At 63.3% G+C, this 15,560-nt stretch carries 12 protein-coding genes; 4 read left to right on the plus strand and 8 right to left on the minus strand.

All coding sequences use genetic code 11. From position 1 onward, the window contains the following. The first annotated feature begins 174 nt into the window (after positions 1 to 174). Both NZN28_RS11005 and NZN28_RS11010 read left to right on the plus strand, forming a co-directional pair. Positions 175 to 939: an SDR family NAD(P)-dependent oxidoreductase gene (locus tag NZN28_RS11005; protein ID WP_295398148.1), complete on the plus strand. Its 765-nt coding sequence runs from the start codon at positions 175 to 177 to the stop codon at positions 937 to 939. Next, positions 936 to 1,928 (plus strand): alcohol dehydrogenase catalytic domain-containing protein, encoded by a 993-nt coding sequence (locus tag NZN28_RS11010; protein ID WP_295398150.1) that lies wholly within the window; start codon positions 936 to 938, stop codon positions 1,926 to 1,928. Before NZN28_RS11005 ends, NZN28_RS11010 begins: the two co-directional genes overlap by 4 nt. A gap of 42 nt (positions 1,929 to 1,970) precedes the next feature. Here NZN28_RS11010 and NZN28_RS11015 read toward each other — a convergent pair whose 3' ends face one another. Then, positions 1,971 to 3,338: a DUF4832 domain-containing protein gene (locus NZN28_RS11015; RefSeq protein ID WP_295398152.1), complete on the minus strand. Its 1,368-nt coding sequence runs from the start codon at positions 3,336 to 3,338 to the stop codon at positions 1,971 to 1,973. A 343-nt stretch (positions 3,339 to 3,681) separates the two neighbouring features. On the opposite strand from NZN28_RS11015, the gene NZN28_RS11020 reads away from it, so the two are divergent. Next, positions 3,682 to 4,293: a hypothetical protein gene (locus NZN28_RS11020; RefSeq protein WP_295398154.1), complete on the plus strand. Its 612-nt coding sequence runs from the start codon at positions 3,682 to 3,684 to the stop codon at positions 4,291 to 4,293. A gap of 76 nt (positions 4,294 to 4,369) precedes the next feature. On the opposite strand, the gene NZN28_RS11025 is transcribed toward NZN28_RS11020, so the two are convergent. Next, the gene (locus tag NZN28_RS11025; protein ID WP_295398156.1) at positions 4,370 to 5,782 is read right to left on the minus strand and encodes a DUF4832 domain-containing protein; all 1,413 of its coding nucleotides are present in this window, start codon (positions 5,780 to 5,782) and stop codon (positions 4,370 to 4,372) included. Between the two features lie 264 nt (positions 5,783 to 6,046). Further along, positions 6,047 to 7,327, minus strand: a complete 1,281-nt coding sequence (gene bshA, locus NZN28_RS11030; protein ID WP_295398158.1) for an N-acetyl-alpha-D-glucosaminyl L-malate synthase BshA — start codon at positions 7,325 to 7,327, stop codon at positions 6,047 to 6,049. Between the two features lie 348 nt (positions 7,328 to 7,675). Here bshA and NZN28_RS11035 point away from each other — a divergent pair, with 348 nt between their 5' ends. Then, positions 7,676 to 8,743, plus strand: coding sequence for a DNA adenine methylase (locus tag NZN28_RS11035; RefSeq protein ID WP_295398159.1), 1,068 nt, complete (start codon positions 7,676 to 7,678; stop codon positions 8,741 to 8,743). Here the strand turns inward: NZN28_RS11035 and NZN28_RS11040 are convergent. From NZN28_RS11040 to yjjX, 5 genes are all read right to left on the minus strand, one after another. Further along, the gene (locus NZN28_RS11040) at positions 8,740 to 10,170 is read right to left on the minus strand and encodes a phosphodiester glycosidase family protein (RefSeq protein WP_295398169.1); all 1,431 of its coding nucleotides are present in this window, start codon (positions 10,168 to 10,170) and stop codon (positions 8,740 to 8,742) included. The genes NZN28_RS11035 and NZN28_RS11040 overlap by 4 nt on opposite strands. A gap of 230 nt (positions 10,171 to 10,400) precedes the next feature. Continuing rightward, on the minus strand, positions 10,401 to 12,182 hold the full coding sequence (locus NZN28_RS11045) for an acyl-CoA dehydrogenase (RefSeq protein WP_295398160.1): 1,782 nt from the start codon (positions 12,180 to 12,182) through the stop codon (positions 10,401 to 10,403). A 459-nt stretch (positions 12,183 to 12,641) separates the two neighbouring features. Continuing rightward, positions 12,642 to 13,661 carry a right-handed parallel beta-helix repeat-containing protein gene (locus tag NZN28_RS11050; protein WP_295398162.1) on the minus strand — a complete coding sequence of 340 codons (1,020 nt, stop codon included), beginning with the start codon at positions 13,659 to 13,661 and terminating at the stop codon, positions 12,642 to 12,644. A gap of 476 nt (positions 13,662 to 14,137) precedes the next feature. After that, entirely contained in the window at positions 14,138 to 14,947 is an 810-nt protein-coding gene (locus tag NZN28_RS11055; protein ID WP_295398165.1) for a [LysW]-aminoadipate kinase, read from the minus strand. A gap of 32 nt (positions 14,948 to 14,979) precedes the next feature. Beyond that, positions 14,980 to 15,501, minus strand: a complete 522-nt coding sequence (gene yjjX, locus NZN28_RS11060; RefSeq protein ID WP_295398167.1) for an inosine/xanthosine triphosphatase — start codon at positions 15,499 to 15,501, stop codon at positions 14,980 to 14,982. Between the last annotated feature and the right edge of the window lie 59 nt (positions 15,502 to 15,560).

The raw sequence follows: 15,560 nt of genomic DNA on the forward strand, positions 1-15,560 counted from the left end.
CTGCCCATCGCCCTGGAGTGGCTTCAGACTGGCCGGGTGCAGGTCAAGCCCCTGATCAGCCACCGCCTGCCCCTGGAGGGCCTCGAGCTGGCCCTGGCCTACAAGGAGCACCCCGGCATGGCCCAGGCCCTCAAGGTGCTTATCGAGCCCAACGCCTAAAGGAGCGAAAAACCTATGGCAACCGTACTGGACAGATTCCGGCTGGACAACCAGATGGCCGTCGTCACCGGCGGGGCCCGCGGCATTGGGCTGGCCATCGCCACCGCCCTGGCCGAGGCCGGGGCCCGGGTGGTGCTGGCCGACCTCGACCCAGTGGCTGGCGAAGAGAGCGCGGCCCACCTAAGAGGGCTGGGCCTACAGGCCCATTTCCGCCCCCTGGACGTCACCCAGCCTGACCAAGCCAAGGCTTTGGCCCAGGAACTGGGGCAAGTGGACGTTCTGGTCAACAACGCCGGCATCTGCCGCAACACCCCGGCGCTGGAGACCCCCGACGAGGAGTGGCGGTTGGTCTTTGAGGTCAACGTGCACGGGGTCTTCTGGTGCAGCCGGGCTTTTGGACGCCGGATGGTGGCGAGGCGCCGGGGCAGCATCATCAACATCGCCTCCATGTCCGGGCGCATTGTCAACCGGCCCCAGCCCCAGGCCGCCTACAACGCCTCCAAGGCTGCAGTAATCCACCTCACCAAATCCCTGGCCGCTGAGTGGGCCCCTTTTGGGGTGCGGGTGAACGCCATCTCACCCGGCTACATCGGTACCGAGATGACCAAGCGGGGCCTGGAAACCCCCGAGTGGCGGCGGGACTGGCTGGGCCTCACCCCCATGGGCCGCCTGGGCGAACCCGCCGAGGTGGCAAGCTGCGCCCTCTTTCTGGCCTCCGAGGCTAGCAGCTACCTGACCGGTAGCGAGCTGGTGGTGGATGGGGGGTACACGGTATGGTGAGCCGGAGGCTGGTGGTGCAGGCCCCCCACCAGCTGGGGTGGCAGGAGGAATCCCCGCCCACCCCAGGCCCCGGGGAGGCGTTGCTCAAACCCCTGGCGGTGGGCCTTTGCGGCTCCGACCTGCACGTTTACGAAGGCCAGCACCCCTTTGTGCGCTATCCGGTCTATCCAGGGCACGAGGTGGCCGCCCAGGTGCTGGCCCTGGGACCCGGAACCGACCCCGGCTGGCTGGGGGCCCGGGTGGTGCTCGAGCCCTCCCTCACCTGCGGGCGCTGTCCCTCCTGCCGAAGCGGACGCTACAACATCTGCCACGAGCTGCGGGTGATGGGCTTCCAGGCGCCTGGGGCCATGGCCGAACATTTCGTGGCCCCGCTCGAGAAACTCCACCGCCTGCCCGAGGGGCTAAGCCCCGAGCAGGGAGCCCTGGTGGAGCCCCTGGCGGTGGCCGTGCACGCGGTGGCTCAAACCCGGGTGGCAGGGCTCGAGGTGGCGGTGCTGGGGGCCGGCCCCATTGGCCTCCTGGTGGCCCAGGTAGCCCGGGCTTACGGAGCAGCCTCGGTGAGGGTGGTGGATCCTTTGGAGGCCCGGCGCCGGCTGGCCGAAGAGCTCGGCCTCCCGGCCCAGCCCCCGGACGGAAGCCGCTATGAAGTGGTCTTTGAGTGCGTGGGCAGCGAGAAGGCCCTGGAGGGGGCCATCCGAGCCTGTCACAAGGGGGGCGAGGTGGTGGTGGTAGGGGTTTTTGGCCGCCCGGCCTGCATCAGCGCCGGGCTAGTGCAGGACTGGGAGCTCACCTTACGGGGCAGCCTGATGTACACCTTCCGCGACTACCAAGAGGCCCTGCGCCTGCTGGCCCAGGGTCAAGCACAAGTCGAGCCCCTCATCACCCACCGCTTCCCCCTGGCCGAGGCCCCACAGGCCTTCGCCGCCGCGCTTCGGCGCGAGCAGGCGGTCAAGGTACTGCTGAGCCACCCTGATGGAGGCGTAGTTTGAATGCGCAGCTCTGGCAGGCAAGACTCGCCCGGAATCAGGCTCCTACTGCACCTTCAGGGTGTGCTGCAATGAGTTGTAGCCCGTGGTCGCCTCCCAGACATTCGGGTTGGCCAGCCGGATGGCATACTCCGGGCGGGCGGAAAGGTTGGGGGCCGGGTCGGGCAGGTGCAGCAGCACCTCGTAGTCGCCGGGGGGCAGGTCGCCCGGCAGGGTGGCGTCGAGCATCAGAGCCTGGGTTTTATCGGGTTCCCAGTAGCGGGGGTCGGTATTGATGGGGAAGGTAAAGGTCTGCTTGCTCGCCACATTGCGCAGAATGATTCGCACGCCTCGAGGCCGGATGGGGTTGGCGAAACCGTCGTTGGCAATCTCGAGGCCCATCTGGAAGCGCCCTCCCCTGCTTAGCTGCTCGGGAATGACCGCCCTCACCAGCCGGAAGCGATAGCCCAGGCGGCGGGCAATCTCGTCGTAGCAGCCTTCGCTCTTCCAGCGGTCCAGCACCGGCTTATACCAGGTGCCGCTCAGCACCTGCCAGTTAAAGCGGCGCAGCTCGGCCAGGGCCACCGAGCAAGCCTGCCGTGCCCCGAGGTTCACCTGGCAGGTCTCACCTGCTACCGGGACAAAGCGGCTTATTTTCTCCAGATAAGCCTTCTGCCGATCCCACTGGCCCCAGCTATAGGTGCCGGCATCGTTTTCCCCGGCCAGGAAGCAGTCGTTGTGGTGGCCGACGCGGGCCTGGTTGCTGCCATCAAAGGCCTGGCTGGCCGATAGCGGCTGGGGGTACAGTCGCTCGATGTCTTCTAAAGTGCGAAGCTGGATCGGGATGCTCCTGGGCAGGGCCGCCAGCAGCGCCTGCACCAGCCGATTTTCACTGGTGGGGTTGTCGAGGCCGTTGCTCGAGCTGTGCCACTCACCCCAGTGGCCAATAAACCCTGCCTGCACCGCCAGAATCACATCCTGGTAGTCGTTCCAGAGCGGCCTGAGTTGCTCGATGTGGCCCAGCATCCGCTCCAGCGGCGCATCCTCGGTGCCGGTCACACCGGGGAAGGCGTAGTAGTGCCGCAGGATCAGCTTGATGCCCCCCTGGCGAGCATTCTCGAAGCGGGTACGCAGCAGGTTGAGGTAGTCCTGCGAGATGGGGGCATTGCGAAAATCGCTCAGCTTGACGTAAGCAAACACCACGCTGGCCGGAAAATTAAACCAGCCGCCCGAGCGCACGCTGCGGTAATCGTTGTTCTCCTGAAGCTGGAAGGCAATGTGGAAGCCCCGCTCGGGGTTGAGGAAATTCTCGCTGGAAGCCTGATAGGTAAGGGTTTTTCCGCTCATCGGCGGCAGCACCGGCACGTTGCCTCCGGTACCGGGAGGGGTAACCCCCGTAGCATCGCCGCAACCCGCAAGCAGAAGCCCTGCCACAACCAATCCACTGCACAACAATAAAGACTTGGACATCTGCATCACCGGGTCAGTTTATGAAGGGGTTCCAGGGGCTACAGGTTAGAAAACCTTAAGGTTCATTTAGACTCTATGAGCATAGCGGAAAGCCAGGCCAATCTGGGATATCCCGCCCATCCGATACGCCCTGGTTAACGCCTCAAATAATGGCCTTCTGCTCCCGATCCAAACCTATTCCTGCCGGCCAAACACCTTGGTTGTTGCAACAGGTTATCCCCTAATAATGCCCGCAGTAACCCCATTTTCATGCAGAACCGGCCCCAGTTTCCTATAACCGAAGGAGAAGATTTACCGGGGCCTCCACATGCGAACGCTTACCAAAGCCCACCTCATCGCCACCCTGGGTGCACTGCTGCTGACCGGCTGCGCTCAAATAGAACTGGTAGGTTTCCAGGCCGAGCAAGCCCTCACGCTTTCCAAACAAACCACCCTCGACGCCGCCGGCAGCGGGCAGGCCGGCTACTATTGCCGCCGGGTGATCTGTGCAGGCGACGACAGCGAGAACCAGGCGGTACGCGGTTTGCTGGAATTTGACCTCAGCGCCTTGCCCAAAAACATCTCAAGCGACCAGATTGCCAGCGCCACCCTACGCATCTACCAGAGCGAGTCGGGCCCTACCTATGCCCGGTTGCAAAGCCTGCTTTTGGAGCACATCCAGGTTCCCGATTTGCGGGACTTCACGGCCTTCGACACCCCCGCGCTGGAAACCGCCCGCAACGAGGCAGCCGCCGAAGGTTACCTCGAGTTCGATGTCACAGAAGCCCTCCGGCGCGACCTGGCCCTGGGGCGGGCCTCGGCACAGTTTCGCCTGCGCTTCAGCCAGCCCACCAACCACGACCACCAAAGCAACCTGGCTCTGTTCAGCACTGCCGACGATTACGCCCCGCAGCTCCTTCTGCGTTTAAAGCAGCCGTAATGGTTTTCTGTTCGCAAGGTTCTTCCTGAGAGGCACCCTCGGCTTCGGGCTTGGGGCCAAGCGTTCCTGGTGGCCTCTAGGGCACCCGCAGCGTCTGGTTCAGCTTGTTGTAGCCCGTGGTGGCCTCCCACACATCGGGGTTGGCCAGGCGGATGGCGTACTCGGGGCGGGCCGCGATGCTCGGGTAGGGGTCGGGGAAGTGCAGCAAGACCTCGTAGCTGCCTGGTGCAATCCCTGCGGGCAGGGGCTGATCCACCTGGACGGTCTGGGTTGTTCCGGCATACCAGCGGCGGGGATCGGCGTTCACGCTTAGGCTGTAGACCTGGCGGCTCTGGGTGTTGCGCAGCACCACCCGCACCGGGCGGGGGTTGAAGGGCGCCGCCCAACCGTCGTTGCGCACGGTGAAGCTCAGGCGCAGGCGGCCCCCGGTGGCTACCTCGGGCACCACCGACTGGGTGAGCGAGAAGCGATAACCCAGCTTGCGGGCGATGGTGTCGTAGATGCCCCACTGCCGCCAGCGTTCGATGTTGCCGAAGTCGTTGGAGATCCAGCTCCAGTTGAAGCGGGCAAATTCATCGAGCTGCCCCTGGGGGGTGCGGCGGTTGTAGGGGTCGGAGCCTGCTTCCGGCACATCGCCGCACATCTCGCCCCCAATCGGCATGTATTTGGACATACTCGAGAGGTAGTTGCGGTCGGTGGTGCGCTGGGGGTCGTTCCAGGCGTAGGTGCCGGCGTCGCTCTGGTTCACCATGAAGCAGTCGTTGTGGTGGCCCAGCCTCGAGCCGATAAAGCTCGCATCGAAAGCCTGGGCCTCGCTGATGCCGTTTGGAACAAACAGCCGCAGATGCTCAACCGTGCGCAGCTGCACCCGCCGGTCGGGCGGGAGGGCCGCCAGCAAGGCATTCACCAGTTCGCGCTTGTTGTCGGCGCTGTTCATCTCGCCGTGGTCGCCCCACTCACCCCAGGAGCCCAAAAACCCAGCTTGCAGCGCCACAATCACATCGGCGTAGTCCCGCAACAGCGGGGTCAGCTGGCGGATGTGGCCCAGGATGGTGGCCTTGGACGAACGCGGCGTGCCCCCCCAGGTGTACCAGAAGCGCACCGAGCCCTTGATGCCTGCATCGCGCATCCCCTGAAGGCGGCCCCGCAGTTGGTTCAGGTAGGTATCGGAGATGGGCCCCCCCTGGAAGGGCTCGAGGCTGATGTAAGCCTGAATCAGGGTGTAGCCGCGCCCCCGCATCCCCGGCAGATCCACTCCGGCCAGCGAGGTCGAGCCCTGGCTGTAGCCGAGCTGCACCCCAGGCCGGAAGCCCCGCTCGGGGTTGAGGAATACCTCGTCGGTGGGGGAATAGGTCATGGTCCTGCCGCTCAGCGGCGAGGGGTTGGGGTTGGAATCGGTGGGCGGATTGCCCTGGGTCTGGGTTCCGCAGGCCGCCAGCAACAGCACCAGCAGGCCAAAAGCAACCCGAGCGTAGGCAGATGAAAACATATTTGGCACAGGAGTCACGAGGCAAGACTAGTTTGTGATTTTTGGCGTGACGTTAGCCAAGCGTTAAGTAACGTTTAAGGTAAAGCCTCGTCTCTCCCGTGCAGTTTTATTTGACCCAGTCGCCCTTTCTGCGTTAATCTTTCTTAATCTCGTTCTTTAAAAAATGTAACGCCGAACTGTGGCGAACCCGAAAAGCACCGGGCTTCTATCGAAGCCCGCAGACCAATCCGCATCGGTTACGAGACGCTCGCGCCGGCTTTGGCCTCAGTTTCGAACCGCCTGCCAATCCAGGGTTTTTTCATAGACCTCGAGGTATTTGGGCAGCACCACCTCGGGCCGGAAGCGCTCGATGGCCCGGGCGCGGGCGGCCTCGCCCATGTTGCGGCGGCGGGTGCGGCTGGTGAGGATTTCCAGGCTGGCCTCGAGCATCCCCTGCACGTCGCCCATCGGGCGCAAAAAGCCGGTTCGGCCCTCCTCGATGAGCTCGGGTAGCCCCCCCACCCGGCTCGCCACCACCGGCACCCCGCTGGCCATGGCCTCCAGGGCCACCAGTCCGAAGGACTCCTGCTCGGAGGGCAGCAAAAACAGGTCGGCCACGCTCATGAACTTCTCGATGCTGGGGGTGGACTCCAGAAACTGCACCCGCCCGGCAATCTCGAGGTCGTGGGCCAGCTCGATGGCCTCCTGCCGCAAGGGCCCCTCCCCAATCATGAGCATACGCGCAGGCATCCGCTCCACAATCCCGGCAAACACCCGCAAAGCATCCAGCGGGCGCTTGACCGCGCGAAAGTTGGACACATGCATCACGATGGCCTCTTCGGGCTGGGCAAAGCGGGCCCGGTACGCGGGGTCGCGGTTGGGCTTGAAGCGCTCGGGGTCCACCCAGTTGTAAATCACCTCAATCTCGCGCTCCACCCCCAGCTTGGCGCGGGTGTCGTGGGCCAGCGAGTTAGAGACCGCCGTCACCGCATCCGAGGTGCGCACGGCGTGCTGGGTGGTTTTGGCAAAGGCCGGTTCCCGCCCGACCAGGGTCACGTCGGTGCCATGCAGGGTGGTCACCACCTTGATATCCAGCCCCATGTCGCGGGCCAGAAGGGCGCTGGTGGCGTGCGGGATGGCGTAGTGGGCATGCACCAGTTCAATCTTGAAGCGCTCGATCAGCTCGGCGATGGAGTTGGCCGCCGTGAGCGGGGTCAGGGGCTCCTGGAACAGGGGATAATCGGCGCTTAGAACTTGGTGAAAATGCAGCGAGCCCGCCCGCAGCGGTTTCTTGAGCAGCCCCAGCCAGCGGGCCACACTCTGTTTGGAAGCCTGAACGATGCGACCCAGCCCACCGACCGGGTCCTGGCCCATCGAGATGGGGCTTGCACCCCGCAGGTTGCTGCTCAGGCCCAGCTGGCTCAGCCTTTCTTCGGTCAGGCGGAAGGGCCGCTCGGTTGCCACCACATGCACCCGGTGCCCCAGCCCCGCCAGGGCCAGCGCCAGCTCGGTGGCCACCACCCCCGAACCCCCTGCGCTGGCATGGCAAAGAATTGCTATGTTCATGCACCCCCCCTTCAAGCGGTCTCGAGGTCAGGACACTACCGCCCTCTAAAGCAATGCCTATATGATGCGCGTGCCCGGTCAGCACAGCTTCAGATGCGCGCATCGCCTTCAGAGAGCGTTCTAAGGCTAAAACCACGGGGTGAGAAATGGGCAAGGGGCTGTTTCATGAAAACTTAAGAACCAAGCGTCCTTTTCTTTACCCACCGGGCAGGTCAGCGAAAATATGAGTGCATCCGTAAATCAATAGACTTGCAATTCAACGTTTGGGTCAGGGTTAACTCATTCAAATTCGCAAATTACACCGTCTCGGTTGCATAATTTGCCATAGCTGAGTGTAGAATTATCGCAGTGGTCAAATATATCGGCTCCAAACGTGCGCTTTTGCCCTGGATTATCGGGGTGGTGGAGCAGATTAATGCTGTCAAGCCTCTCAAAGACGCCGTGGACTTGTTCTCCGGCAGCGCCCGCGTCGGTCATGCCCTCAAGCAGATGGGGCTCTTTGTGACGGCCAACGACCTCCACACCTACGCCCGGGTGCTGGCCCAGGCCCTGGTACAGGCCAACCGCACCCAGTATCCGCCCGAGCGCCTCGAGCCCATTCTGAAGCGGCTGCACCGGCTCAAAGGCCAAAGCGGCTGGTTCACCCGCACCTACTGCCAGGAGTCGCGCTTTATCCAGCCCCACAACGGCGCCCGCATCGAGGCCATCCGCGAGCGCATCGAGCTCGAGGCCGCCGGGGATGAAATCCTGCGGGCCATCTTGCTTTTCAGCCTGATGATCGCCGCCGACAAGGTAGACTCCACCACCGGCATCCAGATGGCTTATTTGAAGCGCTGGGCGCCGCGCTCTTTCAACGAGCTGCGGCTGGAGTACCCGCCTTTGCTTCCCGGCGACGGGCTGGCCTTGCAGGCCGACGCGCTGGAGATTGCCCCCCAGCTGAGGGCCGATCTCTTCTACCTCGACCCCCCCTACAACCAGCACTCCTACCTGGGCAACTACCACCTGTGGGAAACCCTGGTGCGCTGGGACAACCCCCCGACCTACGGCGTCGCCCGCAAGCGCACCGAAGTACAGGAGCGCAAAAGCCCCTTCAACTCCAAGCGCGGGGCCAAGAGCGCCATGGAAAAACTGCTCTTTAGCCTCCGGGCCCCACACCTGGTGCTCTCCTTCAACAACGAAGGCTTCTTCCGCACCGAGGAAATTGAGGCCCTTCTCAGGGAATGGGGCTACGTGGTGCGCATGAGCCAGCCCCACCGCCGCTACGTGGGGGCCCGCATCGGCATCTACAACCCCCAGGGCCAGAAGGTGGGGCGGGTCTCGCATACCGAAAACGAGGAGTATTTGTTTGTGGCCACCCACAGCAAAAAGGTCTACCAGGCCCTGTGCTCGAGGGAGACAGGACGGCTGGCAGGCTAAGGCTTGGGATACAGGGCCAGCCCGCTCACCACCGGACGAACCCCCAGCAGGCCCCCGTTGGGGTTTTTGAGCTGTCCCCTGACCCATAGCTGCGCCGAGCCGCCCCCGTCCATGCGAATGGCCCCCCAGAAGCCCAGTTCCTGCAACGTGCGGGCCAGGGCTTCGGGGCGCATGGGCTCGGTCACGATGAAGTAAAGCGCCCCGGCCTGTGTCCAGGCCACCGCCGACTGCGCCGCTTGCGCCTCCACCGGAGCGCGGTCGCGGAAGGGTTCGGCGGTGGGGCTAAAAACGTTCACACCGCCTTGTAGCAGCAAGGGGCCCGCTTCCAGGGCGTGGCTGGTGGGCGGCTCGAGGTTCACCAACAACCGCAGGGTCTCGCCGGTGCGGGCCAAGGGCTCTTCGGCGGGAAAGCTGAGGGCCCAGAAGCCCTCGGGTAGTTCGTAGGGCGCAGGGTAGGTGGCCATAATCTGTTCGCCCTGTACCAGGTACACCCCCTCCCCCGCCCGCCCCACCAGCCCCGGCAGGGTGTGCACGGTATAGCGGGCCCGGGCCAGGTTCAACCCCACCCGCAGCGTGCGCCCATCGGCCAGCTGCACCGAGGCGGTAAAGCGGGGTAGGCCGGCGAACACCGCATCGTCTTGCCAGAACAGGGCGCTGCGCCCAAAAGGAAGGCTGAGGGGCACCCCCCCGCGCACCCACAGGCCGATGGGGGTGCCGGTTGGACCATCGAAATAGCCCCCGTTCAAGAGGGCCAGCGCACCTGGAGCCATCTCCGGCAGAACCCGGCGCTCGCCGGGGCGGCCCACCGGCTCCAGGCGCCAGCGGCCCGGCAGGGCCTCGAGCCAGTACATCCGCACCGGCTCGGGCGTCCAGGCCCACAGCTCGCGGTAGCGGAAGCCCGGCTGCACCGCCTCCTCGCGCTCGGGCTCGAGGTAGTACACGTCCAGCACGTAGCGGCGGGGGTTGCTGAGCACAAAGCTGCGGTAGCGGTAGAGGCGGCCCGGCGGGGCCTGGAGGCTGAGCAGGGTGCTCTGGGCCTCGTAGCGAGCGGCCAGCTCCACCCCCAGAGGCCGCACCCCCTCGAGGCCCGGCGCAAAGTAGGGCAGGCTCAGCTCCAGCCGGCCCGGATAGGGGGCCAGGTCGGTGGGCGCAGGCTGCACCCCATCGCCCTCGGGCAGCTCCAGCACCAGCCGCAACCGGCGCTCATCCACCGAAAAGCGCACCCGCGCCTCCGGCGCGCTCACCAGGCCCGCCGCGCGTACAACCGCAAGGGGCAGAAGCAGGCCCTGGGGCGGGGGCAGGTTTGCGTCCAGGGGTGGGGCCCAGCCAATCCCTTCCACGTAGGTGAACTCGAGGCCATTTTTACGGAAGGTGAGGGCCCCATTCTCCTGCACCACCTCGAGGCCCAGCTTGCCCGCCGGGAGCATGACCGGGCTGCCCTCCGGCGCGGGAAGGGGCTGCGCATAGGCCATCAGGCCCAGCACCCCTGTTGCCAGCAGCCGAGGCCACATAGCTCTATTCCAAACCATACTTGTCTCACAATAATGGGCAAAGGCTCAATCGTTGTTGAGGCACGCCCACAGGCCGGGCTTTCTGCGGCAGTCGGATGCGGACAAAAGCGGCGCTGCCGAAAACACTCACACGCACTGGAACCGCCTCAGCATTCGGCCAGCCAGTCCTGCTCCGGGCACAAAAACACATCGTCCAGCCGCCGGAGCCGCGCCGCCAGCAGGGGCACTTTATCCAGCTCGTAGTGGTAGAAGTAGCGGGCCGCTTCCAGCTTCCCCCGGTAAAAAGCGCCTTCCCTGCCCATCGACTTTTGCGCCTGCTGCAACCACAGCCAGGCCAGCGTCACGGTGCCGAAGAGTTCCAGGTAGGCAAAGGAGTTGGCAAAGGCCCGCTCCACCGCGCCCTCTGCCGCCTTGCTCAGCAAGAGTTGGGTTACCTCGGTGGTGGTGTTCAGGGCTTGCTCGAGCCGGTCGGCATATTCCTTGAGCTCGCTTCCCGGCCCTCGGCTCTGTGCAATGGTTCGCTCAATTTCCCTTACCCACAGCTTGTAGGCCGCCCCACCCTGCATCCCCACCTTGCGGGCCAGCAAGTCGAGGGCTTGAATCCCGTTGGTGCCCTCGTGGATGGCGTTCAGGCGGTTGTCGCGGTAGAACTGCTCGACGTTGTAGTCGCGGGTATAGCCGTAGCCGCCGTGCACCTGAAGGGCGAGTTCGTTGGCCTTCAGTCCCAGCTCGCTCGACCAGCCCTTCACCACCGGGGTCAGCAACTCCAGCAGCAGGTGGGCCTGCTGGGCGGCTTCTGGGGTGGGGGCGGTGCGCTCTTCATCAACCAAGCGGGCCGCGTACAGGCACAGGTGCAAAGAGCCTTCGGCGTAGGCCTTTTGCATCAGCAACATGCGCCGCACATCGGGGTGCTGGAGGATGGGCACCGCCGGGCTGGCCGGGTTTTTGTCGCTCAGGCGGCGGCCCTGGGTGCGCCCCCGGGCATACTCGAGCGCGTGCAGATAGCCCGTATAGGCCAGGGCCATGGCGCCCATGCCCACCCCGATGCGGGCTTCGTTCATCATGGTGAACATGTAGGAGAGCCCCTGGTGCGGCTCGCCCACCAGCTCGCCCACCGCGTCCTCGAGGCTCAGCAAGCAGTTGGGGATGCCCCGGTAGCCCATCTTATGGTTGAGGCCGGCCAGCTTGACCCCGTTGCGCGGCCCCAGGCGGCCATCCTCGCCCACCAGAAACTTGGGCACGATGAAGAGGGAAATCCCCTTGACCCCCGGCGGCCCGCCCGGAATCTTGGCCAGCACCAGGTGCACGATGTTCTCCGAAATCTCGTGGTCGCCCCCGGAAATCCACATCTTGGAGCCGTTGAGCCGATAGGTGCCGTCGGGCTGGGGTTCGGCGCGGGTCAGGATATCGGTCAGGGAAGAACCGGCGTGGGGCTCGGAGAGGCACATGGTGCCAAAAAATCGCCCCTCCAGTTGGGGCAGCAGGTATTTTTTCTGCTGGGAGGGCGAACCGTACTTCCGCAGCACGTTGGCATTGCCCGCCGTCAGCAAGGCAAAGCTGGCGGTGGCGATGTTGGCCGCCTTGAAAAAGGCCCCATAGGCCGTGGAGATCACGTAGGGCAGCTGGATGCCGCCTAGCTCGTAGTCGTGGGTCGCGGCAAACAGGCCCGCCTGGCGGTAGGCCTCGAGGGCTGCTTTGACCTCGGGGTTGGTGTGCACTTTTTCGCCATCGAAGTAGGGCTCCTGCTGGTCGTTTTTCTTGTTGTGGGTGGCAAAGTGTTCAACGGCTATCTTGTGGGCCACTTCGAGAATGTCCTTGAAGGTCTGGCGGCTGTGGTCGCGGTAGCGTTCACGCTGGGTCAGGGCCTCGACCTCCAGCACTTCGTACAAAAGGAACTCGAGGTCGCGCCGGGAGATGAGCTTGTCCATGCTGCCCTGATTGTACCCTGCCCCAACCGACTCAAAATAGGGTTGCCCACGATAAAACCAGGCCTCGGGGCAACATGCAGCGGTGGCTCTGTTTCCAGACCCCCCCACCCGTACAGAGCGCTGTTCGCATTTTCTGGCCGTCCGGCTATGAGGGAACCCTGTGCTCAACACAACATTGACCACCTGGATGGGCAGCCACGCCTGTGAGGGATTTTGACAAACCGCTTATTATCACACAATCCTAAACGCCCACAGAAAAGAGCACAGCCCTCGAGGCCCTGGTTGGCGAGGGTACCGGACAAGACCCCCAAGCTGCTGGTCAGGCCAGCCACCCCACCTGGCCTCCCCCACAGGGTCGGGGAGGAACCGAGCGAATCCAGGCGAAGGTTGGCTGAATTCGCTCAGCGTGGGGGTGCGGCTGTACGGGTTTTTATACGACGTTTAGGCCGAATGGTGCCTTCACTCCCAGCCAAACTTCGCCCTGAACGGTATTTTCAGGGCAAAGTTCTCTTGTTTTATCTCCACAAAGCTGAATGCCTGCCGATCCCACAAAACAATGTGGCAGAGGTTGAAATAACGAGAATTTTCCACCCGCAGATTGGACGAATCGGGTGACCCGGAAAAGCTCAATCCACCCGACAAAGGCACGCCTCTGCCCTGATCATGGCAGATGTTGTCCCGAACACTCACATTTCTAAAAATGACGTTCCGGGCTGGATAACCCGAGACCGCCCCGTTGCCCATTCTGACGAGGTGCACGTCCTCCACCAGTCCACCCGTGGAGACGCCATCGTCGAGCTCAAACATGATGCCTACCCCACTGGGTGAGTTGTTGCCTTCGATGTAGCCATTCCTGAAAACTACGTTGGAGGAGCGCCATGCGGATAGGTTATCTTCCACCCAACTCTCCTTGCCGTTGATGCTGGAAAAGTTTTCCAGCCGTGAGGAGTGGCTTCTGGAAAACTGGACGAGCTGCCCTCTGGGAAATGGGCCTCTAAAGTCGCGGCCTTCGATGCGGGTCAGTACGGCGTTGGGTGAATCGGATAGATAGATGCCCGAAGAGCCTTTCTCCAACCGCACATTGTCGATGACGGCGCCAGGGGAAAGCTCGCCCGTAATGTTGTTCAGCGTTTCACTGGCATTGGGGCCGCTGGCAGGTGCTCCGGTATGAATGATGTGGCAGTTTTCGATGCGAATGCCAGGGCTATTCCTGAAGTAAATGCCCACCCCGTTTCGATGCTGAATGACACAGTTGCGGATGACCACGTTCCGCTTGTTGATAACCGTAATTCCGTGTTGATTGCTGGCATTGATGCGGACATTCTCGATGACCTGCTCATCTCGGGTAACGGTGATGGGGCCGAGGTCTGAAAGCATGACTCTGGGTGGTGGAAGTTCAACTGGTGGAGGGTTAGGCACCTCACAACCTAAAAGCATGACCAGGAAAAACAAACCAAGGAGCAGGCTGCGCCACTGCATGAAATAAGCACAACCCATACTGATGTAAGCCACCTTTGAGCTTCATTAGTTTTCCTTTGGGTGGTTTTCATCATTGAAAACAGGCGGCTCGCGGCGCTACACTCCCTGATGATTCACAAATCGCAATTTTGGGAGCGGGTCTTCCAGACTGGCTTCCTACTCCCATACCCCTGTGCCCTACCCAGGGGCTTCAACCGTTTGCAACGTTCAAGCAACGTTGGCAAAACAAGTGACCAGTGCACGAACAGGGCAAGTATCTAAAGAGCCATCGCTTGGCTCGGCGGGCTTTTCCTCTGCGCCCAGGGACGCAGCTTGCTGTGGAAGCGAATGAATTGCAACCCCTCCCCGCTTCCCTTACACCGCAGGGGAGGAACCAAAAGGCGTCTGTTTGGGCTACAGCCCGGGCTGTGGCAAGCCCGTGTAACGCAACCAAGATGGGCGCTCTGGCGCGGATACGACTGTGTACAGTGGCCCCTTTACCGCACCACCGTACCGGCCCCCGTCAGCGCCGCCGAGATGGGGTTCGGGGTGCGGGCATCCCCAAAGACCACCCGGCCCACCCCCCCCTGCACCGCTTCCACCGCGCCCAGCACTTTTTTCTTCATGCGCCCCTGGGCCACGCTCATGTACTGCGGGTCGTTCACCCGGGCCGCCGGAATTTCACGGATCAGACTCGACTCATCCGGAAAGTTGGCCAGCAGGCCCGGCACATTGGACAAAAGCAGCAACGCCTCGGCTTTGAAAGCCGTTGCCAGCATGGCCGCCGCGGTGTCGCCGTCGGTGTTGATGGCCTCGCCCTGGTAGGAAACCGCCGGAGGGGTGAGCACCGGCAAGTAACCCGCCTCCAAAAGCAGGGTCAGCAAAGCGGTGTTCACCCTTTCTACCGAACCCGTGTAGTCGCCCCGGTGAATCTTGATTTTGCCGTTCTCGAGGTACTTGACCGCCTCTTTGCGCTTACCCTCGAAGATGCGCCCATCCAGCCCGCTCAAGCCCACCGCGTTCACGCCCTCCTTCTGCAACAGCTCCACAATACGCTTGTTCACCAGTCCGCAGTAGACCATCTCGAAGATTTCCAGGGTCTTGCGGTCGGTGAGGCGGCTGGTCAGGCCGCCGGGGTGGGTGAGAAACTGGGGGGGATGGCCCAGCGCCTCGGCAATTTTGTTGGTCTCGCTGCTACCGCCGTGGACAAGTATCAGCTTCTGACCTGCTTTCCAGAGCTGGGCTGTGTCCTTGGCTACGGCCTCGTAGTTGATGCCTTCCGAACCCCCAACCTTAACGACAATCATCGCATAACCTCTGAAGCCACATCATATCGGACTTACTGCGGATAGAGTTCCGGGCGCAGAAAAGGGGGCAGGGCCAGCTCGATGGTATGCCGCCAGAACTCCACCCGCTCGATGCGGGAGAGGGTCAGGATGCCCACCGCGCCACTGCCCTTCTTGGTATCCCTCTGGCCCACCAGGTTGTCCATCACCAAACCCAGCTCCTGCCCTTCGCGCAGGCGCTCCCCCACCGCCGGGGGCAGCAGCACCGAGCCCCCCCGGGCCATCCCCCTGCGCCCGTCGGCACGCAGGAGCACCGCAATGTTGAAAAGCCAGCTTCCGTGGGCGTTGAATTCCACCCCCGCCTCCAGCCCCAACCCCCAGCTTGCCCCAGGCTGGGCCAGAGCCGCCCTGGCACGGTTTTCGGCCCCCAGGACCGTCTCTTCGTAGCCCATCGGCTGCTCGCGCACCCCGCTGGGTACGTCTACCCCGCGAATTTCCAATCCGGGGAAAACTTCTGCAAACACCAGGCGAACGGGCTCGAGTTTGGCTGGGTTGGTACTGCCCACAACTATCATGCCTTACAGGCTAACGCATTTGGTCTGGTACAAGTCTTGGCTTTGGGAGAATCCGCAAG

The sequence above is a fragment of the Meiothermus sp. genome, assembly GCF_025056915.1.
In the GTDB taxonomy this organism is placed as follows: Bacteria; Deinococcota; Deinococci; order Deinococcales; family Thermaceae; genus Meiothermus.